We start from the raw sequence: 19,002 nt of genomic DNA, 5'->3' as shown, positions 1-19,002 counted from the left end.
ACGAAGCGTCTCGGTCGCTTAGATTGCCAACGGGTGGTGACACCCGGGTTTCTTGAATCCGAAATGTGGAGGGCTGCTGTGTCTGTTCGATCGGTTCTTGGCAGGCGCGCCCTGCAGGCGATGTGTGTACTCGCCGGAGGCGCACTCGTCTTGACAGGCTGTAGTAATACCGAAGACACCGGACCCAAAGCGGAGAAGGTATCGGTCGAGAAGAACGACGCGATCGCCGCTCAGCTCCCCGACAAGATCAAGCAGTCCGGCAAGCTCGTGGTCGGCGTGAACATCCCCTACCAGCCGAACGAGTACAAGGACGCCAGCGGCAAGATCGTCGGCTACGACGTCGACCTGATGGACGCCGTCGCCGCCACCCTCGGTGTCAAGGCCGAGTACGTGGAGTCCGCCTTCGAGAAGATCATCCCCACGATCCAGGCGGGCACCTACGACGTCGGCATGTCGTCGATGACCGACTCCAAGGAACGTGAGCAGCAGGTCGACTTCACCACCTACTTCAGCGCCGGTATCCAGTGGGCGCAGCAGAAGGGCAAGCCGGTCGACCCGAACAACGCCTGCGGCAAGAAGGTCGCCGTGCAGGCGACCACCGTCGAGCACACCGACGAGGTGCCCGCCAAGAGCGCGAAGTGCGTCGCCGAAGGCAAGCCCGCCATCGATATCAAGGCCTTCGATGAGCAGAGCGCCGCGACCAACGCGCTGATGCTCGGCCAGGTCGACGCGGTGTCCGCCGACTCCCCGGTGACCGCGTACGCGATCAAGCAGAGCGAGGGCAAGCTCGAAAAGGCAGGGCCCGCATTCGATTCCGCGCCGTACGGCTGGGCGGTGCCGAAGGGCTCGCCGCTGGCGGCCGTGCTGCAGAAGGCCGTGCAGAGCCTGATCGACAATGGCAAGTACCTGGAGATCGCGAAGAACTGGGGCGTCGAGGAAGGCGCGATCACCAAGTCGGTCGTCAACGGCGCCGTGAGCTGATCGATGACGTCGAACGAAACCAAGCCGGCGCCCGGTGATCCCGGGCCCGGCGCGGCAGACTCAGCTGGCGAGCCGGAGCCGATCAAAGCGATTCCGCTACGCAGGCCGGGCCGATGGCTCGCCGCCGCGATCATCCTGGTGCTCACCGGGCTGTTCCTCTACGGCGCCGCGACGAACCCGGCCTACAAATGGGACACCTACGTCAAGTACCTGTTCGACACCCGGATCCTGTCCGGTGTGGCCGTCACCCTCGAGCTGACCGTGCTGTCGATGGCGCTCGCGGTCACGCTCGGCACCATCCTCGCGGTGATGCGGCTTTCGCCGAACCCGGTGCTCGGCGCGGCAGCCTGGGTGTATCTCTGGATCTTCCGTGGCACACCGGTTTACGTGCAGTTGGTGTTCTGGGGGTTGTTCCCGTCGATCTATCAGGTGATCGTGCTCGGCGTTCCGTTCGGTCCGCACCTGTTCGAGCTGAACGTACAGAACCTGCAGGCGCCGTTCCTGTTCGCGGTGCTCGGGCTCGGGCTCAACGAGGCGGCCTACATGGCCGAAATCGTCCGCGCCGGAATCAATTCCGTCGGGGAAGGGCAGCGCGAGGCGTCGACTGCGCTCGGTATGTCCTGGACGCAGACCATGCGAAGGACCGTGCTGCCGCAGGCCATGCGGGTGATCATCCCGCCGACCGGCAACGAGTTCATCGGCATGCTGAAGACCACCTCGCTGGTCACCGCGCTCCCGTTCACCCTCGACCTGTTCGGTCGCGCCCGCGATATCTACGGCGTGAACTTCCAGCCGGTCCCGCTGCTGATGGTCGCCGCGACCTGGTACCTGGTGGTCACCAGCGTGCTGATGGTCGGGCAGTTCTACCTGGAGCGCTACTACTCGCGCGGCCTTTCCCGGCAGCTGACCGGTAAGCAGCTGCAGGATCTTGCCGACGCCCAGACGATTGTGAAGGCGAAATGACCGGCGACAGCACGACGACCAGCAGTGTCGATGTCGAGAAGACCGGTCGGCTGCCGATGATCGTCGCCGAGCGGGTGTGCAAGAACTTCGGGGCGCTGGAGGTGCTCAAGGGTGTCTCGCTCGAGGTCGGGCGCGGTGAGGTGCTGTGCCTGATCGGGCCGTCGGGTTCGGGAAAGTCCACCTTCCTGCGTTGCATCAACCACCTGGAGCAGGTGAACGCGGGCAGGCTCTACGTGGACGGCGAGCTGGTCGGCTACCAGGAGAAGAACGGCAAGCTCTACGAGCTGCACCCGCGCGAGGCCGCCAGGCAGCGTCGCGAAATCGGCATGGTGTTCCAGCATTTCAATCTGTTCCCGCACCGCACGGCGCTGGAGAACGTGATCGAGGCGCCGACCCAGGTCAAGCGGGTCCGCAAGGCGGACGCGGTGACAAGGGCCAAGGAACTGCTCGACCGAGTCGGCTTGGCGGAGAAGGCGAATGCCTATCCGGCGCAGCTGTCGGGCGGGCAGCAGCAGCGGGTGGCGATCGCCCGTGCGCTGGCGATGGATCCGAAGCTGATGCTGTTCGACGAGCCGACTTCAGCGCTGGACCCGGAGCTGGTCGGCGAGGTGCTTTCGGTGATGCGCGAGCTGGCGAAGTCGGGCATGACCATGGTCGTGGTCACCCACGAGATGGGTTTCGCTCGCGAGGTGGCCGACGAGCTGGTGTTCATGGACGGCGGCGTGGTGGTCGAGCGCGGCAATCCGCGTGAGGTGCTGGCGAACCCGCAGCACGAGCGCACCAAATCCTTCCTGTCCCACCTGCTTTAGCCGAAACGCGAGTGTCCTCGGCGCTCGCACATCGGATCAGCGCGCACCCCCGATCCCCCCGGATCGGGGGTGCGTTGCTATCGAGGTGGGTTGCGGGACAGGGCGATACGTAGTTGGCCAAGCAGGACTTTGGCGGCAGGACCGAGCGAGCGGTCGGTGCGCCATACCAATGCGAGCCTGCCGTGTAGCTCAGGCTCGACGATGCGGATCGTCCGTACCCGGAATGCGGCAGCCTCGGCCGTGGTGAGCTCGGGCACCACGGCGATGCCGAGCCCGCGGGCGGCGAGCCGAAGCAGCAGCGGGGGAGCGGCCGCCTCGAAGGCGACGTTCGGTTCGAATCCCGCTGCCGCGCAGGAGCGTTCGAAGACCCCGCGGACACCGGTGCCGGTAGGCAGGCAGATCAGCGGATGGTCACGAAGCGCGGTCAACGGGATGTCCCGACCATGCGCACGGTCGTCGGCGGCGACCGCGGCGACCACCGCGGTCTCCAGCACGACGTCCACGCCGACGCCGGGATCCATTGGTGCGCCGGTCATTCCGATCAGCGCGAGATCGAGGTCGCCACGGTTCAGCGCGGCGAGCATACGTTCCGAGGTGTCCTCGGTGAGGCTGATGCCGACCTGCGGATGGTCGTCGTGGAAGTCGGCGAGCACCGACGCCACATCGAGCTCCTCGGTGGCAGCACCCGAGATGAGGCCGACGCGGACGTGCCCGCGCAGCAGCCCGGCGAACTCGTCCACCGTCTGGGTGATCCGGTCCGTCGCGGCCAGCGCCTCGCGTGCATGCTGCACCACCGCCGCACCGATCTCGGTCGGGGTGACCGTCCGTCCGCCGCGGTCGAGCAACTGTTGGCCGAGCTCGCGTTCGAGCTGGCGAATCTGGGCGCTGAGCCCGGGTTGGGCCAGGTGCAGGCGGGCGGCGGCGCGGGTGAAGTTCGCCTCCTCCACCACGGTGACGAGGTAACGCAGCTGCCGCAGTTCCATAACTGATGATTCTAGTTTGTAGAAGATCTATCTGTTGTACTTCTCATTCGGCGCCGGGCATCGTCGAAGCCATGGCAAACATCGCAGCGCAAGAGAGCAACACCTTCACCGGCCCGGCCTTCCGCCCCGGTGATGCCGGATACGACGAGGAGATCGCAGGCTTCCAGACCGCCTACACGCACCGGCCCGCACTCGTCGTCGGCGCGGCACACGCCGAGGACGTCCGCGCGGCGGTGGAATACGCGGCGCGGCACCGCCTTCCGGTCGCGGTGCAGGCCACCGGGCACGGGTTGTCGGTCGCGGCGGACGGCGGCGTGCTGATCAGCACCCGCCGGATGACCGCACTCGACATTGATCCGGACACCCGGATCGCGCGGATCGGCGCGGGCGTGCGCGCGGGTGCCCTGGTCGCGGCGGCCGCGGCGCACGGGCTCGCGCCGTTGAACGGTTCATCGCCGTCGGTCGGTGTGGTCGGCTATCTGCTCGGCGGCGGATTCGGGCTGCTGGCACGGGAATTCGGGTACGCGGCCGAGTACGTCCGCGCCATCGAGCTCGTTACAGCCGACGGCCGGGTGCGCAAGCTGGTGCCCGGTGACGAGCTGTTCGGCGCGGTGCTCGGCAGCGGCGGCAACTTCGGCGTGGTCACCGCGATCGAGCTGGAGCTGCTGCCCGTCACCACCGTGTACGGCGGCCAGCTGGTCTTCGACACCCCGCTGGTCGAATCCGTGCTGGAGGCGTGGCGGGGTTGGGCCGCAACGGTTTCCGACGAACTGACCTCCACCGTCGTCACGCTCACCTACCCGGACATTCCGCAGCTGCCCGCCTCGTTGCGTGGCCGCTACGTGGCGTCGATCCGCATCGCCTACAACGGTTCTGCCGAGGAAGGGGAGCGCCTGGTGGCACCGCTGCGCGCGGTGGGCGACCGCATCAAGGACGACCTACGCGCCATGCCCTACGCCGAATCGCACACCATTCACAGCGATCCCGACCATCCGCACGCCTACGCGGCGACCAACGCCATGCTCAGCGAGCTCACGCCGACTGCGTTGTCCGCCTTGCTGTCCGCGTCGGGACCCGGCTCCGGCGCCGACGCGGTCGTCGACATCAGGCATCTCGGCGGCGCACTGAGCAGGCCGTCCGGGACCGGCGTCGCCGTCGACCATCGCGAGGCGGGCTTCGTCGTTCGCGTCATCACCGGCCCCGCCGATGTCGCCGCAGCACCCGCCGCCCACGCGGACATCCGCGCCGCCCTCGCACCGTGGACCATCGGCCACAGCCTCAACTTCCTCTACGGGGCGGGCGCCGACGCCGACGACACGCAAACCCGTGCCGGATACGCCGAGGACACGTACGCCCGCCTTGCCGCTTTGAAAGGAAAGTACGACCCCCACAACATGTTCCGGTTCAACCGCAATATCACCCCCGCAACCGCCTGACCCCTGGCCGGGATCCGCGAAGTGCCGCGGCTCCCGGCCGTTGCGCGTCCGCCCGATCGGCTGCTATCTTCGTGATATCACTTTGATACCTGGAGGATGTCATGAAGCTTCGGCCCGCATTACATGTCAACGGCTTCGTGGTGCTGCTGGCTTGGCTGGTGCTCACGCTGCTGTTCGGCGGCCTTGCCGCACTCGGCTACGTCGCGATGGCGCAAAACCACAACGTGCCCGCGCTGATCGGCGCGATCGCCGCGAGCGTGGTGGTGCTCGTACTCCTGCTCGCCGCGACCGGGCTGCTTGTGGTCAACCCGAACGAGGCCCAGGTGGTCCAGTTCTTCGGCCGCTATATCGGCTCGGTGAGCGAGCCGGGCTTCTTCTCGGTGCTCCCGCTGACCGACCGCAAGCGAATCTCGTTGCGAGTGCGCAACTTCGAGACGCAGAAGCTGAAGGTCAACGACGCGGACGGCAACCCGGTCGAGATCGCCGCCGTCGTGGTCTACCGCGTGGTCGACAGCTTCAAGGCCGCCTTCGCGGTCGACGACTACGAGGAGTACGTGCAGACCCAATCCGAGGCCGCGGTACGGCATCTCGCCACCACCCACCCGTACGACTCGCACGACAACACCCGCACGAGCCTGCGTGACGGCGCCGAGGTGGCCGAGGAACTCACCGTCGAACTGCGCGACCGCACCGAGATGGCCGGCATCGAGGTCATCGAGGCCCGCATCACCCACCTCGCCTACGCGCCGGAGATCGCCCAGGCCATGCTCGTTCGCCAGCAGGCCTCGCAGGTGGTCGCCGCCCGCACCCAGATCGTCGAGGGCGCGGTCGGCATGGTCAGCCTCGCGCTCGACCGCCTCACCGAACAGGGTGTGGTGGAACTGGACAATGAGCGGCGCGCCGCGATGGTGTCGAACCTGCTTGTCGTGCTGTGCGGTGACCGAGCCACCCAGCCCGTGGTGAACACCGGCTCCCTCTACAGCTGAGCGCCGGGCCCATGGCTGAGCGCAAGAAGCTGCTGCTACGGCTGGACCCGGCTGTCCACGAAGCCATCGCCAAGTGGGCGGCGGACGATCTGCGCAGCATCAACGCCCAGATCGAATACGCCATCCGGCTGGCCCTCGAACAAGCCGGACGCAAACCCAAATAGCAGTACCCCGAAATCCGCACCCTCCCTGTGCTTCCACAGGGAGGGTGCGGATTTCGGTATGCGGGTCAGAGGTCGAGGTACGCGGCGAGGTGGGGAGCGGCGGTGAGCATGGCTCGGCTGCGGGCGGTGATCCGGGTGCGCCACTGTTCGAGAACATCGTGCAGGTCGGCCGAATCACCCGCCGCACGTAGGTGATTCACGAAGAGGGTGATCTGCGGTAGGGGATAGCCGCCGCGGCGGAGCTGGCGGGCGACCTGCGCGTCCCGCACGGCTTCCGGCGGGTAGTGCCGGTAGCCGGTGGCCCGATCACGCTGCGGGCGAACGATTCCCGCGTCCTCCCATTTGCGCAGCGACGCCGGGTGCATGCCGAGCTGATGGGCCAGCGCGCCGATAGTCACCCCCGCCGATCGGTCCTCGGCGGAGACGGGCGCGGCGGTCAATGTGTCGAGGGCGGCGGCCACCTCGTCGAGTGTCCGTCGTTCGTGCAGCAGGTCGGCGTGGGCCTGGTCGACGAGGCGGAAAACCGCCTGCTCATCGCGACGGTGCGCGGCGCGCAGCATGGCGGCGGCGACCTGATGCCCGTAGCCGGGACGCAGGGCGAGAAAGGCGCGCAATGCCCGCGCGTGCGTCTCGGAGTATCGGCGATATCCGGTGTCGCCACGGTCGGCGGGCGGGAGAATCCCGGCATCCTCGTAATTGCGGACGGCTTGGGTGGACAGACCGTGTTCGCGAGCAAGGTCGATGGGCCGAAGCAAGCGGGCTGCCATCGTCCCAGTTTGAGGGTTTTCAGGCAGATCATCCAGTAATGCCGACAGAAGTTTCCACCGAATGTTCAACGATACGGTTGAGGGGGTCCGATTGGTTTCGCGAAAGGCACACCATGAGCCCGCACCCCTCGCTCCGCGATATCGCCCTCGACCTCGATGCCGCCCACCTCGGCTCGACGATCGGCCGGTTCCTCTACACCCTCGATCAGCCACCCGCACTGCTCGGTCTCGGCGAGTCGACCCACGGCGTCGAGGCGTTTCTCCTGCTGCGTAACCAGCTGTTCGGGCATCTGGTCGAGCAGCACGGGTACCGCTCGATTGCGTTCGAAAGCAGTTGCCTCGCAGCGCTTGTCCTCGACGACTACGTGCGGACCGGCGCGGGTTCGCTCCCGGATGTCCTCGCCACCGGCTTCAGTCACGGCTTGGGTGACCCGCCTGCCACCCGCGAGCTGATCGGCTGGATTCGCGACTACAACGCCGATCGTGATCCCGGCGCGCAGATCCGGGTCTACGGATTCGACGCGCCGACCGAGGTGGAGGCCGCACCGAGCCCCCGTGCCACCCTGCTCGCCGCACACGCGTATCTGGCCAGGTACCTGCCCGCCGAGCGGGTCCCGCACGATGCGCAAACCCTCGACACGTGGCTCGGCGACGACGCCGAGTGGTCGAACCCCGCCGCGATGTTCGACGCGGCGCATTCCATCGGCGACACCGAGCGCGCCCGGCGGCTGCGGCTCGCCGCCGACGACGTTCTCCAGCGCTGCACCATCGAGGCACCCGGTCTCCGGGAGGTCAGCTCGGACAACGAGTTCGAGCGCGCGTTCCTGCTCGCACGCACCGCCGTCGGCCTGCTGCGCTACCACGCGGCCATGGCGACTCCGGGACCCGAACGATTCGCCACCCTGCTCGCCCTGCGCGACGCCAACGGTGCGGACAACTTGCTCGCCATCGCCCGCACCGAGAAACACCGTGGCCCCTGCCTGGTTTTCGCGCACAACTCGCATCTCCAGCGCGCCGAGTCGGCGATGTCCTTCGCGGGCGCGGATCAGCACTGGTGGAGTGCGGGCGCACTCGCCGCGTCGGAGTTGGGCACCGAATATGCCTGCATCGCCACGGATTTCGACCGGCGCGCCGATGCCTCCGCAGCGTCCGAGTTCGATGCTGCCGCGGCCAGGAAAGCTGTCGCCGCCGCGGCCCGTGACGCGGGTGTCGCTGTGCCCCAGTGGGCAGCCGTCGAGTCAGGCGAAACAGGCACCGCTGTTGCCGAGCGATCGGACGTTCCTGTGCCCCAAGAAGATACGCACAGTCTGCAGACCGTTCTCGCGGAAGCGACCACCGGTCGCGCGCTGTTCCCGGCGCGCGTACTGGCCACCGTGCTCGACTCGGATGTGCGGGTTCGCCCTTCGATGGACTATCGCGTCGCGCATTTCGACCCCGCCCAGCTCGACGGTGTCGATGCGGTCGCCTTCATCGAAACGATCTAGCGCCTTACGGCTTTTCGGTGACGAAGATCGCGGTGCCTGGAAAGATCTCGCCGCGCAACGGACTCCACTGCCCCCACTCGCGGTCGAGCCACTCCGGCCAGTCCGGTTCGACGATATCCACCAGCAGCAGCCCGGCTGCGACGATCTCGCGGACCCGGTCGCCGATGGTGCGGTGGTGTTCGACGTAGGTCGGTTCGCCCTCGCCATCCACCTCGACATACGGGGTGCGGTCGAAATAGGGGATGGCGGCGGTGAGCCCGGCCGGTCCTGGATCGTCGGGGAAGATCCAGCGCATCGGATGGTTCACCGAGAACACCCAGCGACCACCGGGCCGCAACACTCGGGCGACCTCGCGCATCACCTGGGCGGAGTCCGCGACGAACGGAACGGCACCGAACGCCGAGCAGGCCAGGTCGAAGGACTGGTCGCGGAACGGAAGCAGTTCGGCGCCCGCCTGGATCAGCGGCACCCGCGGCCCGCCCCGTTCCATCGCCGCCAGTCCCCGCGCCAGCATGCCCATCGACAGGTCGAGCCCGACCGGATGCGCGCCCTGCCCTGCCAGCCAGCGCGCGCACGGCGCCGAGCCGCAGCCGATCTCCAGGATTCGCTTGCCCGCGACATCGCCGAGGAACCGCATATCGCCCTCGTGCAGACCCTCCGGACACCAGACGAACTCACCGTCGGGGGAGTCGACGCCGAGGAAGTCGGCGTGCGTCTCGTGGTACTGGCCTGCGTCCGCATCCCACCAGCGACGGCTGGCTTGCTGACTTGCGGCCGAACCGATCCGGGCGCGCGCCGTCCCTGCGGTTCCGAGCAGTGTGTTTGCCTGTGCATGGCGATCTTCCGACACGCCGTCAGAGTATCCCGGCGTGGCGGCGGGACCGGTTTGCCCGCCCGGACCAAGGTCGCGTACGCTGAACGCGCGAGTGCCTTCTGTACAGCCGTACCGGAGTCAACCACCCGTGCTGAGTTTCACGTGCGTTACGTGCGGTACGTTCCTAGTGTCCGTCTTCACACCATCGCGGTGAATTCGCCAGCGTACCGAAAGTTCCAATGTCCGCAACCGACCACAATCCGTCCGGAGCAAACCGACATATGCCCACCACCGTCACCTCGCCGCAGGTAGCCGTCAACGACATCGGCTCCGCCGAGGATTTCCTCGCCGCCATCGACGCCACGATCAAGTACTTCAACGACGGCGACATCGTCGAAGGAACCATCGTCAAGGTCGACCGCGACGAGGTCCTGCTCGACATCGGTTACAAGACCGAAGGCGTCATTCCTTCCCGCGAACTCTCCATCAAGCACGACGTCGACCCGAACGAGGTCGTTTCCGTGGGCGATGAGGTCGAAGCGCTTGTTCTCACCAAGGAGGACAAGGAAGGCCGTCTGATCCTGTCGAAGAAGCGGGCGCAGTACGAGCGCGCGTGGGGCACCATCGAGGAGCTCAAGGAGAAGGACGAGGCCGTCAAGGGCACCGTCATCGAGGTCGTCAAGGGCGGCCTGATCCTCGACATCGGCCTCCGTGGCTTCCTGCCCGCTTCGCTCGTCGAGATGCGTCGGGTCCGCGACCTCCAGCCGTACGTCGGCAAGGAGATCGAGGCCAAGATCATCGAACTCGACAAGAACCGCAACAACGTGGTGCTGTCGCGTCGTGCCTGGCTCGAGCAGACCCAGTCCGAGGTCCGCAGCGAGTTCCTGCACCAGCTGCAGAAGGGCCAGGTCCGCAAGGGTGTGGTCTCCTCGATCGTCAACTTCGGTGCCTTCGTGGACCTGGGTGGCGTCGACGGCCTGGTGCACGTCTCCGAGCTGTCCTGGAAGCACATCGACCACCCGTCCGAGGTTGTCGAGGTCGGCACCGAGGTCACCGTCGAGGTGCTCGACGTCGATCTGGATCGCGAGCGGGTTTCGCTGTCGCTCAAGGCGACCCAGGAAGACCCGTGGCGTCAGTTCGCCCGCACCCACGCGATCGGCCAGATCGTGCCGGGCAAGGTCACCAAGCTGGTTCCGTTCGGTGCGTTCGTGCGCGTCGAAGAGGGCATCGAGGGCCTGGTGCACATCTCCGAGCTGGCCGAGCGCCACGTGGAGGTCCCGGACCAGGTTGTCGCGGTCGGCGACGACGCGATGGTCAAGGTCATCGACATCGACCTGGAGCGTCGCCGGATCTCGCTGTCGCTGAAGCAGGCGAACGAGGACTACCACGCCGAGTTCGACCCGTCGAAGTACGGCATGGCCGACAGCTACGACGACCAGGGCAACTACATCTTCCCCGAGGGCTTCGATCCCGACACCAACGAGTGGCTCGAGGGCTTCGACAAGCAGCGCGAAGAGTGGGAAGGCCGGTACGCCGAGGCGGAGCGTCGCCACAAGATGCACACCGCTCAGATGGAGAAGATGGCGGCCGACGCCGCGGCCGAGGCCGCGAACGGTGGCGGCTCGTCGAACTACTCCTCCGAGAGTGGTGGCGGCTCGCAGGCTTCCTCCTCGTCCTCCAGCTCGTCCGAGTCGGCCGGCGGTTCGCTGGCCAGCGACGCGCAGCTGGCGGCTCTGCGGGAGAAGCTCTCCGGCAACGCCTGATAGGTACGTTCGACGAAGGCCCCGGTCCGAATGGATCGGGGCCTTCGCCCTTTTCGCCCCGCTTTCGCAGTGCCAACGGCCCGGCCCGGTATTCTGACAAGGATGTCCGATGCCGCCGTAGAGCTTCCTTCGACTTCCTGGGAGCGCAGGAAGATGGAGGCGATGAGCCGAATCCAGCGGGTCGCGCTGGATCTGTTCGACGCGCACGGGTATCGCAATGTGACGATCGAGCGGGTTGCGGCCGCCGCGGCGGTGTCGCCCAGTTCGGTGTACCGCTACTTCGGCACCAAAGAGATGCTCGTGCTGCACGACGAGGCGGATCCGAAGATCTTGGAGGCGATCCGCACGGCGGGCGGGTCGACGACCGTGGAACCCACCGACCTGATCGCCGTGGCGCGGATGCTTGTCCCGGTACTGGTGGAATCGCTGCTCACCGAGGAGTCCGAGCGCCGGATCCGCAGGCGCCTGCTGTACACGGCGGCGATCCCGGAGATCAAAGCGGCCCAGACCAATCAGATGCGTGATATGGCCGAGCAGTTCCGGGTGTTGTTCGCCGAACGAACCGGCTTCGACCCGAACGACTTACGGGTGCGGATGGCCGCCGCCACCGCCGTCTGGGGCTGTGTGGCGGCCCTGGATCATTGGGCGGGAACGGATTTCGCCGACCGGCTCAAGGACGTCTACACCAGAGCGGTCGGCGCGATCATCGACCAGATCGAGATCATTTTCCGATAGTCGCTGGCGCCGAACGCGATCCGAAGGTCGGCAACCACCAGTTCCACCGGCCGAACAGCCGCATGAACGCGGGCACCAGGATCAGCCGAACCAGGATCGCGTCGATCGCGATGGCGACGGCAAGCGCGAAGCCGACCTGCTTGAGCTCGAGCACATCCGCCGTCACGAAGCTGGCGAACACGGCAACCATGATGGCGGCCGCGGCGGTGATCGGCCTGGCCGTTCGCTGCAACCCGTCGGCGACCGCCGGCGCATTGTCGTGGTTGGCGTCCCAATGCTCCTTCATACGCCGGATCAGGAACACCTCGTAGTCCATCGACAGGCCGAACAGCACCGCGAACACCAGCATCGGCAGATAGATCTGCAGGAACCCGGTGCTCTGGAAGCCGAGAAGGCCTTCGCCGATGCCGGTTTGGAACACCGCGATGGTGATACCGAGTGCCGCACCGGTCGCCAGCAGATTCAGCAGGATTGCCTTGAGCGCCAACACGATACTGCGGAACGCGACAACCAGGAAGATCAGGGACACGGCGAGCACCAGGGCGATCAGCACGGGGAAGCGGCTGACGATCCGATGCGACACATCGACGAACAACGCCGACGTGCCGCCGACCCGGATCTCCGCGTCACCGAGACCCGAAGCGCGGGAACGGATATCGGAGACAAGATCGGTGGCCGCAGTCGACCCGAATGTCGTCTTCGGGATGACGGCGGCGAACATCCGGCCGTCCGCGTACTGCGGCAGGACGGCGGCGATCCGCGGGTCACGGGAGAGCTCGGCGAGGAACCGATCGGCTTCGTCGCGGGCGTTGCCGGACAGCGGTGCGGCCTCCGCTCCGGTGGCGACCACTTCGATCGGTCCGAGCAAGCCAGGGGTGAAGTTCTGCTCGACCAGGGCGATGGCCTGGCCCGATGGGCGATCGCCGAGCGAATTGAGCCCCATGTCCACGCCGTATCGGAGGCCGGTGAGCGGGGTTGCCGCCAGCAGCAACAGCGCGACGCCGACCGCGCCGAACAGCACCGGCCGTGCCATCACGGTGTGCGCCCACCGTGCCCAGCCGCTGGACGCCGTCGTCGTCCGCACCTCCGCGGGCCGCATTCGCTCGGGGACGGCGCCGCGATTCACCGCAGGGCCCAGCGTCGCAAGCAATGCGGGAAGCAGGGTGAATGCCGCGCCCATGGTCGAGACGACCGCGGCGATCACGCCGATGGCGATGCCGTTGAGCATCGGTAGCCCGACGACCGCCAGCGAGCACAGCGAGATCATCACGATGAGCCCTGAGGCGAGCACCGTGCGCCCGGTGGTGTCCATCGCCGTGCCGACCGCCTCCGCAATCGCGGTGCGGTCCTTGCGGTTTCGGACACCGCGCCGCGTCAGCTCTTCGTTGAAGCGGCTCACGATGAACATCGCGTAGTCGATCGCGGTGCCGGTGGCGATCATCGTGGCGATCGACAGCACCATCGAGTCGAACGCGAGGAAGCTGGTCAGGCCGAACAGGATGCCGATCGCCACCGCGATGCCCGCCGCGGTCACGGTGATCGGCAGCAGCGCGGCGACCATGGCGCCCAACGCCAGCACCAGCAGCACCGTCGCCACCGGGAGGCCGACGGCTTCGGCGCGTTGCATATCGGCTGTCTCGATGTCCATCAGATCGGCCTGGATCGGCGCGTAGCCGCTGAGCATCACCTTGATGTCGTCGGTCGACCCCACCGCCAGGGCTTCGCGCAGCTCGCGGACGACCTGGACGCGCGCCGAGATGTCCCCGTCGACGCCGACGACGGCGAAGGCGGTGCGCCGATCGGCGGAGATCTGGGCGGCATTGCCCTGGAACGGCCCGACGGCCCCGGCCACACCCTTCGTCTGCTTGGCGACATCGAGTGCTCGATCGACCGCCGCCCGATAGTCGGGAGCGTCGACGGTCTCGCGCGTCGAGTGGAAGACGATCACGTCCTGCTCGGTCCCGAACTGAGAGAAGTGTTCGGCGACAAGACGATCGACCTCGACCGATTCCGACCCCGGCACGGAGTAGTCGGGCGTCCCCAGCCGCCCGTGCAGCGCGGGATAGGCCGCGCCGCAGATCACCACGAGCAGCAGCCAGACTCCGAGCACCACCTTGCGATGCTTGGCCATCGCCGCACCCCACCGCCCGGCCGCACCCCACCGCGGTGCGGGCTGAGTCGGTTCGGGTCGTTCGAGGATCGAGGTATGCGCCATTGCTGCTCCCCAAAGTCATACCTGATAGTCACTATCAGGTTCTCTGGGCAAGCATAGGAACACTAAGCAAAAATTAGCAAGACACTCTCATCTATCCCTCAGGTCCGCACCGCTCAGCGCCAAGGTGGGATCCGCACCCTTTGTCGCAATCCGCACCCGTTCTGGGCGGCCGGAAGGAGGCGGATTCACAGAGAGGGTGCGGATTTTGGCCCGCCGCGTCGGCTCGGGAGATTGGGCGAACCCCGCACGCTCAGCTCCGTGGTGTTCACAGCGAAGTCCCCCTCGCATCGCCCAGCGCGCGCGGGACAGCGTGGCATCGGCCGATTTCACGGCGATGGCCTACTTCGACCGATCTCGCGACTCGTAGCCGCAGGCGCGCCAGATCGACGGGGCCGCATGGTCTGCGCGGATGCCTAGTGCGGCGCGGATTTGAACTGCGGCTGAGCCAGCGCGCTATTCGGCAGGTGCGTCGGCGCTCGGCCATGGATGACAGGGGCCGAGCGGACCGACTGGTCTGTTCTGATCGTATGGCGAGAGTTCCGAGCTCGCGCTGGACCCACCGCCCGGGCGAGCGTGCAGCCTCCGCGAGGGCTTGGTTGTTCCGCGCTGCACCATCGGCGTACTGCTCGGCGGCACCGCGCGTTCGTTCGGCGCGACAACCTGCGCCGTTGTCAGCGCGACGACCTGGATCTGCTCCAATCGCAGGCCGAGCCCGGCGAGCCGGGCGATGACCCCGAGTCGATGCTCCGGCATGCCGGGCCGAATCGGAAGCGGGTCCCTGCCCGGCAGCCGCAGCACGTAAGTCCGGCTCTCGGCGTCGAACACGATCGGCGCCCCGTCCCGGACGGCTCGATACGAGTCGAGGTCCAGATTGTTGTGCCGAACCGGATCGATCATCAGCGCCTCGATCAGCCGCTCGGCATGCGACATGCGCATGTCCCGGTCCTCCGGGTCGAGGTACTCCACCTGCCGTGCCACCCGCCACCGGTACCCCTCTGCGGCGGACCGCAGCAGGTACCGGTGGCGCTCGATCTCGGCCGCCAGCTCGATCGGCCGATCCTGATCGATGGACATCGGATCACGGGGGTCGGGCGTCGAAGCTGGGACGTCAGGCATGCTGCCTCCTCGGTCGAGTTGCGAAATACGTTGCGCGACAACTCGATCGACATCCGACCTATAAACAATTATGGCAGAGGGGTACGACAAGAAACGGCGTCGCCCGAGCCGTCAGTAGCCGACGGTGAAGCGGCGCTGGGGATGGCGGGGGAGTTCGGCTTCGTCGAGCAGCGCGACCGCGACGTCCTCGGCGGAGATATCGCTGTCGCCGAGCAAGAGTTGGTCGCCGCCGATGCGGAATCGTCCGGTGCGCGTGCCGGATTGGATGAGCCCGGCCGACGGGCTGAGATAGGTCCAGTGGCGGTTGGACAACCGGTAGACGTTCAACGCGTCGCCGAGCGCGCGCACGACCGTGCGGTACTCGGCGGGCACTCCGAGCACCTCTGTGAGAGTTGTGGTGAACTCCTCGCCGGTATCGACCAACTGCACTCCCGGCGCGACTTCCAGGCTGCCCGCACCGCCGACCGCGATCACTCGAATGCGGGGATGTCGTTCCAGCGCACGCACCATCGCCTGCGCGCCGAGCACGAAATTGCCCGCGTTGGCGATGGTGTCCGCGATGCCGTGTCCGGCGTTGACCGCGCTGATCACCACGTCGAGACCGGTGATCGCGGTCGCGATGCTGTCGGCGTCGAGCCAGTCCGCGACCCGCCAATCCGCCTCGCCGTGCTCGGCGGGAAACCGCGCGGCATCCCTGGTGAAGGCCGTGACCCGATGCCCCCGGTCCACTGCTTCGGCCACCACCCGGCTGCCGATGACGCCGGTTGCGCCGAAAACTCCGATGTCCATGCTGCTCCTACACGCTGATCATGTACTACACGCCGTTCAGAAACCGTACGGCAGATAGTAGTCAAACGCTGTAGAGTGTCAATCCGTGGAGGTCGTACAAAGTCGCCGGGAACGGCTGCGGGCCCAGGCGGCCGAGGAGATCAAATCGATCGCGCTGCGCCTGCTGGCCGAAGGGGGACCGGACGCGATCTCGTTGCGCGCCATCGCCCGCGAGATGGGCATGACCGCAGGTGCCCTCTACGGCTACTACGCCACCCGCGACGACCTGATCTCCACCCTGATCTCGGACGTCTACACCGCACTCGTCGATCGGGTCGAAGCGGCCAGAGACGCTGTCCCCGAAGCTGATCCGGCCGGGCGCATCATCGCCTGGGGCGAAACGGTGCGCGCATGGGCGGTCGCTGCGCCCGCAGAGTTCCGGCTCATCTACGGCGATCCGGTCCTCGGCTATCGACCGCCGCCCGGCGGACCCGCGGCAACGGCGGCGCTGCGTGCGTGCACCGGCCTGGTCGGCCTCGCCGTCGCCGCCTGGCCGCAGGCGGCGGAACTCCAGACCATCGGGCAGACGACCTGGTCGGACTTCGATGCGGATCTGGTTGCGCACGTTCGCGCGGACTTTCCCGACCTGCCGCCCGCGGCGCTCGCGCTGGCGTTGCGGATGTGGGGCCGGATGCACGGGCTGATCGCGCTCGAGGTCTACGGTCACCTGCGTCCGCAGGCGCAGGATCCGGCGAAGCTCTACCACGCCGAGATGCTCGATCTGGTGCGCTCACTCGGCCTGTAACAGCGCACGCTAGGTTCGGTGGGTGAGTGATCTCGTCGCTACCGTCGGAAAGCTGGCGCCGGTGGCGCTCGTGTTCGGTGGCGGCGTTGTCTTCGCGCGTCGCAAGATCATCGGGGCCGACACGTCGAAGGCGTTCTCCGACTTCGCTTTTCTCTTCGCGATTCCGTGCTACCTGGCGGGCTCGCTCTACTCGAGCGACCTCGGGCGGCTTTTCGACCCGCGCGCCATCGCCGCGTACCTGGTTACCGCGCTGCTCGGCATGCTCGCCGTCGGGTTCTGGTCGCGGCGGACCACCGACGCCAGGGGCGTCGCGTTGCGCATCATGGCCGGCGTGCAGGTCAACACGACCTACTTCGCGATTCCGGTCTTCGTGCTGCTCTTCGGCGACGCGTCCCCGATCTTCCCGATCATCCTGCTGCAGGTCTGCGTGCTCACCGTCGTGGTCATAGCCGTCATGGAATTCGGTGCTGGGCAAGAGCATTCGGATACGCCGGCGCTCGGCGCCGCGCTGCGCGGGGTGCAGGCAGCGCTGGCGACGCCGATCGTGGTGGCGTGCTATCTCGGGATCGCCGGGAACGCGGCCGACGTGCCCGTGCCGCGCTGGCTGCTCGATGCGCTGTCGTTCGCGGGCAATGCCGCTGCGCCCGTTGCCCTGTTCGCCATCGGGCTGCACCTCGGTGGCACTGGCTTACGGCTGCGCGGCGCCGCGCGTGACGAGTACGCGCTGATCGCGTTCAAGTGCCTGGTCTTCCCGTCACTCGCGCTGCTGATCGGCAAGTACCTCTTCGGAATTGGCGGTTCCTGGTTGACCTACCTCGTGCTGATCGCCGCCATGCCAGCGCCGCAGAACCTGTTCATCTTCGCCCAGCGCTACGACACCGACGTCGACCTTGCCGCCGCGATCGTGGCCAAGACCTCGCTGCTCGCGCTGCTGCTGTTGCCTGGATGGTTGCTCGTCGCGCGATGAGCGAGTCAGAAGCCGAGATATCCGATGGTTGCCGCGAACATGGTTCCGGTGAACAGCGGCCAGAAGAGGACCTTGGGCAGCAGGTTTTCCCGCCAGTGGATCAGCTTGGCGAAGGCGCCGGAGAGCAGCATGGTCGCGTTGAGCGCGACGAGCAAGGTCATCATGTACAGCGTGAAATACCAATACTCGATATAGGAGATGCCCGCCGAACCGACCTCGGTGCGGACGGCATTGTCGTTGACCGCGACGACCAGCACCGTAGACACCGAGAAGGTGATGATCGCGAAGGCGGTGAAGCCGGAGATCGGCCGCCGATCGGGATCGGTGGTGATGACGAACAGTGACAGGAACATCAGTGACGCGAGCAGCATCACCGGCACGATCCGGCCGATCAGCGGACCGAGCAGGCCGCGGCTGACGCCGACGTTGAAATACAGTTCGTCGGTATTGGACAGGCCGGGTCGGTCCAACATGCTGTATTTCTGGTGGACCAGGCTGTACACCGTGTAGTCGGGCTTCCAGTCACCGAACACGAGGCCGGGGTCCAACCCGTTGAGCGCGTCCGGATTCCACGGTGGGAACGACTCGAAGCTCGGTACCAGCTGGACCGGGTTGGTCATGTCGGCCGGGCGCATACGCAGCCAGATGTCCTGGTGGTCCAGGGGATAGTTCTCGTAATTGAATTGCTGGCGAATGACGGTGGCGAAGGACCAGACGACCACCTTGGTGTCGCCGAGTGGATATTCGAAGACCTTTCTGAGGCAGTGCGGGTCCTCGGCCTCGAGCAACAGCGCACCGAGCTCGATCCGGTCCTCGGGGAATCCGGGCACGATGTGCTGCCAAATATGGCCGGTGGCTTTGACATTGTGCGCGTTGACGAATTGCAGCGAACTCACCAGCACGCCCGTCGGCAGCAGCGGGATGACTGTGTCCTTCGGCATGCGCGGCGCGATCGCCTCCTGCACCTCCGCCATATTCGTGACAGTGGTGCCGACGTCCGCGATCGGCGCGTGCCGATTTCCGGCATGGACCCACGAGGTCACGGTGCCGAGCGCGAAAAGCAGGGACACGGCGAGGGAGCCGAGCCACAGCAATGGCCGCCATCGGCGCGAGATCACATCCCTGATCGCCACAGCCGTGAGATTAGCTCGAGGTTAGCCCGAGTTGCGTGAGCCGCGCGCCGGTGTCGCAGGTCGTGTCCGGCTTGGTGTATGTGTCTCATTTCACAAATGCTAATGATAATCGT

Annotated in this window: 18 protein-coding genes; 11 read left to right on the top strand and 7 right to left on the bottom strand. The window is 66.8% G+C overall.

All coding sequences use genetic code 11. The features are described 5' to 3' along the window. Positions 1-120: 120 nt before the first annotated feature. From NA11_RS30910 to NA11_RS30900, 3 genes are read left to right on the top strand one after another with little or no spacing between them, the layout of a single operon-like run. Positions 121-981 (top strand): ABC transporter substrate-binding protein, encoded by an 861-nt coding sequence (locus tag NA11_RS30910; protein WP_245746284.1) that lies wholly within the window; start codon positions 121-123, stop codon positions 979-981. Between the two features lie 3 nt (positions 982-984). Further along, positions 985-1,944 carry an amino acid ABC transporter permease gene (locus NA11_RS30905; protein WP_069165564.1) on the top strand — a complete coding sequence of 320 codons (960 nt, stop codon included), beginning with the start codon at positions 985-987 and terminating at the stop codon, positions 1,942-1,944. Positions 1,945-2,000: 56 nt separating this feature from the next. Further along, positions 2,001-2,753, top strand: coding sequence for an amino acid ABC transporter ATP-binding protein (locus NA11_RS30900; RefSeq protein ID WP_069165584.1), 753 nt, complete (start codon positions 2,001-2,003; stop codon positions 2,751-2,753). Between the two features lie 77 nt (positions 2,754-2,830). Here NA11_RS30900 and NA11_RS30895 read toward each other — a convergent pair whose 3' ends face one another. After that, complete coding sequence (locus NA11_RS30895) at positions 2,831-3,736, bottom strand: LysR family transcriptional regulator (protein WP_069165563.1); 906 nt, start codon at positions 3,734-3,736, stop codon at positions 2,831-2,833. Positions 3,737-3,807: 71 nt separating this feature from the next. Between NA11_RS30895 and NA11_RS30890 the strand changes: the two genes are divergently transcribed. The 3 genes from NA11_RS30890 (at position 3,808) to NA11_RS45090 (ending at position 6,322) form a co-directional block, all read left to right on the top strand. Continuing rightward, positions 3,808-5,172 carry an FAD-binding oxidoreductase gene (locus NA11_RS30890; protein ID WP_069165562.1) on the top strand — a complete coding sequence of 455 codons (1,365 nt, stop codon included), beginning with the start codon at positions 3,808-3,810 and terminating at the stop codon, positions 5,170-5,172. A 101-nt stretch (positions 5,173-5,273) separates the two neighbouring features. After that, on the top strand, positions 5,274-6,158 hold the full coding sequence (locus tag NA11_RS30885; protein WP_069165561.1) for an SPFH domain-containing protein: 885 nt from the start codon (positions 5,274-5,276) through the stop codon (positions 6,156-6,158). An 11-nt stretch (positions 6,159-6,169) separates the two neighbouring features. Continuing rightward, entirely contained in the window at positions 6,170-6,322 is a 153-nt protein-coding gene (locus NA11_RS45090; protein WP_141717931.1) for a type II toxin-antitoxin system antitoxin, read from the top strand. A 65-nt stretch (positions 6,323-6,387) separates the two neighbouring features. Here NA11_RS45090 and NA11_RS30880 read toward each other — a convergent pair whose 3' ends face one another. Then, positions 6,388-7,089, bottom strand: a complete 702-nt coding sequence (locus NA11_RS30880) for a MerR family transcriptional regulator (protein WP_069165560.1) — start codon at positions 7,087-7,089, stop codon at positions 6,388-6,390. Positions 7,090-7,202: 113 nt separating this feature from the next. Here NA11_RS30880 and NA11_RS30875 point away from each other — a divergent pair, with 113 nt between their 5' ends. Then, entirely contained in the window at positions 7,203-8,573 is a 1,371-nt protein-coding gene (locus NA11_RS30875) for an erythromycin esterase family protein (protein ID WP_069165559.1), read from the top strand. 4 nt (positions 8,574-8,577) lie between these two features. Here the strand turns inward: NA11_RS30875 and NA11_RS30870 are convergent, their stop codons facing one another. Continuing rightward, positions 8,578-9,423, bottom strand: a complete 846-nt coding sequence (locus NA11_RS30870) for a class I SAM-dependent methyltransferase (RefSeq protein ID WP_069165558.1) — start codon at positions 9,421-9,423, stop codon at positions 8,578-8,580. Between the two features lie 245 nt (positions 9,424-9,668). Between NA11_RS30870 and rpsA the strand changes: the two genes are divergently transcribed. Both rpsA and NA11_RS30860 read left to right on the top strand, forming a co-directional pair. Further along, a complete protein-coding gene (gene rpsA / locus NA11_RS30865) occupies positions 9,669-11,150 on the top strand; it encodes a 30S ribosomal protein S1 (RefSeq protein ID WP_069165557.1) in 1,482 nt (493 codons plus the stop codon). A gap of 102 nt (positions 11,151-11,252) precedes the next feature. Next, complete coding sequence (locus tag NA11_RS30860; protein WP_167837766.1) at positions 11,253-11,885, top strand: TetR/AcrR family transcriptional regulator; 633 nt, start codon at positions 11,253-11,255, stop codon at positions 11,883-11,885. Here NA11_RS30860 and NA11_RS30855 read toward each other — a convergent pair. From NA11_RS30855 to NA11_RS30845, 3 genes are all read right to left on the bottom strand, one after another. Further along, positions 11,872-14,100 (bottom strand): MMPL family transporter, encoded by a 2,229-nt coding sequence (locus NA11_RS30855; protein ID WP_069165555.1) that lies wholly within the window; start codon positions 14,098-14,100, stop codon positions 11,872-11,874. The genes NA11_RS30860 and NA11_RS30855 overlap by 14 nt on opposite strands. Before the next feature lie 453 nt (positions 14,101-14,553). Then, positions 14,554-15,216 carry a hypothetical protein gene (locus NA11_RS30850; RefSeq protein WP_141717930.1) on the bottom strand — a complete coding sequence of 221 codons (663 nt, stop codon included), beginning with the start codon at positions 15,214-15,216 and terminating at the stop codon, positions 14,554-14,556. Positions 15,217-15,327: 111 nt separating this feature from the next. Then, positions 15,328-16,005, bottom strand: a complete 678-nt coding sequence (locus NA11_RS30845) for an NAD(P)-dependent oxidoreductase (protein WP_069165553.1) — start codon at positions 16,003-16,005, stop codon at positions 15,328-15,330. Between the two features lie 85 nt (positions 16,006-16,090). On the opposite strand from NA11_RS30845, the gene NA11_RS30840 reads away from it, so the two are divergent. Both NA11_RS30840 and NA11_RS30835 read left to right on the top strand, forming a co-directional pair. Then, the gene (locus tag NA11_RS30840) at positions 16,091-16,789 is read left to right on the top strand and encodes a TetR/AcrR family transcriptional regulator (RefSeq protein ID WP_069165552.1); all 699 of its coding nucleotides are present in this window, start codon (positions 16,091-16,093) and stop codon (positions 16,787-16,789) included. A gap of 22 nt (positions 16,790-16,811) precedes the next feature. Continuing rightward, on the top strand, positions 16,812-17,756 hold the full coding sequence (locus NA11_RS30835) for an AEC family transporter (protein WP_069165551.1): 945 nt from the start codon (positions 16,812-16,814) through the stop codon (positions 17,754-17,756). Positions 17,757-17,761: 5 nt separating this feature from the next. On the opposite strand, the gene NA11_RS30830 is transcribed toward NA11_RS30835, so the two are convergent. Continuing rightward, positions 17,762-18,889 (bottom strand): hypothetical protein, encoded by a 1,128-nt coding sequence (locus tag NA11_RS30830; RefSeq protein ID WP_069165550.1) that lies wholly within the window; start codon positions 18,887-18,889, stop codon positions 17,762-17,764. Positions 18,890-19,002 lie beyond the last annotated feature (113 nt).

The organism is Nocardia altamirensis NBRC 108246, from assembly GCF_001612685.1.
Taxonomy (GTDB): domain Bacteria; phylum Actinomycetota; class Actinomycetes; order Mycobacteriales; family Mycobacteriaceae; genus Nocardia; species Nocardia altamirensis.
This window is presented reverse-complemented; position numbering and strand designations above follow the sequence as displayed.

Coding starts and splice junctions, on each gene's coding strand:
- NA11_RS30910 (WP_245746284.1), top strand. CDS start 121: ATGTGTGTACTCGCCGGAGGCGCACTCGTCTTGACAGGCTGTAGTAAT.
- NA11_RS30905 (WP_069165564.1), top strand. CDS start 985: ATGACGTCGAACGAAACCAAGCCGGCGCCCGGTGATCCCGGGCCCGGC.
- NA11_RS30900 (WP_069165584.1), top strand. CDS start 2,001: ATGATCGTCGCCGAGCGGGTGTGCAAGAACTTCGGGGCGCTGGAGGTG.
- NA11_RS30895 (WP_069165563.1), bottom strand. CDS start 3,736: ATGGAACTGCGGCAGCTGCGTTACCTCGTCACCGTGGTGGAGGAGGCG.
- NA11_RS30890 (WP_069165562.1), top strand. CDS start 3,808: ATGGCAAACATCGCAGCGCAAGAGAGCAACACCTTCACCGGCCCGGCC.
- NA11_RS30885 (WP_069165561.1), top strand. CDS start 5,274: ATGAAGCTTCGGCCCGCATTACATGTCAACGGCTTCGTGGTGCTGCTG.
- NA11_RS45090 (WP_141717931.1), top strand. CDS start 6,170: ATGGCTGAGCGCAAGAAGCTGCTGCTACGGCTGGACCCGGCTGTCCAC.
- NA11_RS30880 (WP_069165560.1), bottom strand. CDS start 7,089: ATGGCAGCCCGCTTGCTTCGGCCCATCGACCTTGCTCGCGAACACGGT.
- NA11_RS30875 (WP_069165559.1), top strand. CDS start 7,203: ATGAGCCCGCACCCCTCGCTCCGCGATATCGCCCTCGACCTCGATGCC.
- rpsA (WP_069165557.1), top strand. CDS start 9,669: ATGCCCACCACCGTCACCTCGCCGCAGGTAGCCGTCAACGACATCGGC.
- NA11_RS30860 (WP_167837766.1), top strand. CDS start 11,253: ATGTCCGATGCCGCCGTAGAGCTTCCTTCGACTTCCTGGGAGCGCAGG.
- NA11_RS30855 (WP_069165555.1), bottom strand. CDS start 14,100: ATGGCGCATACCTCGATCCTCGAACGACCCGAACCGACTCAGCCCGCA.
- NA11_RS30850 (WP_141717930.1), bottom strand. CDS start 15,216: ATGCCTGACGTCCCAGCTTCGACGCCCGACCCCCGTGATCCGATGTCC.
- NA11_RS30845 (WP_069165553.1), bottom strand. CDS start 16,005: ATGGACATCGGAGTTTTCGGCGCAACCGGCGTCATCGGCAGCCGGGTG.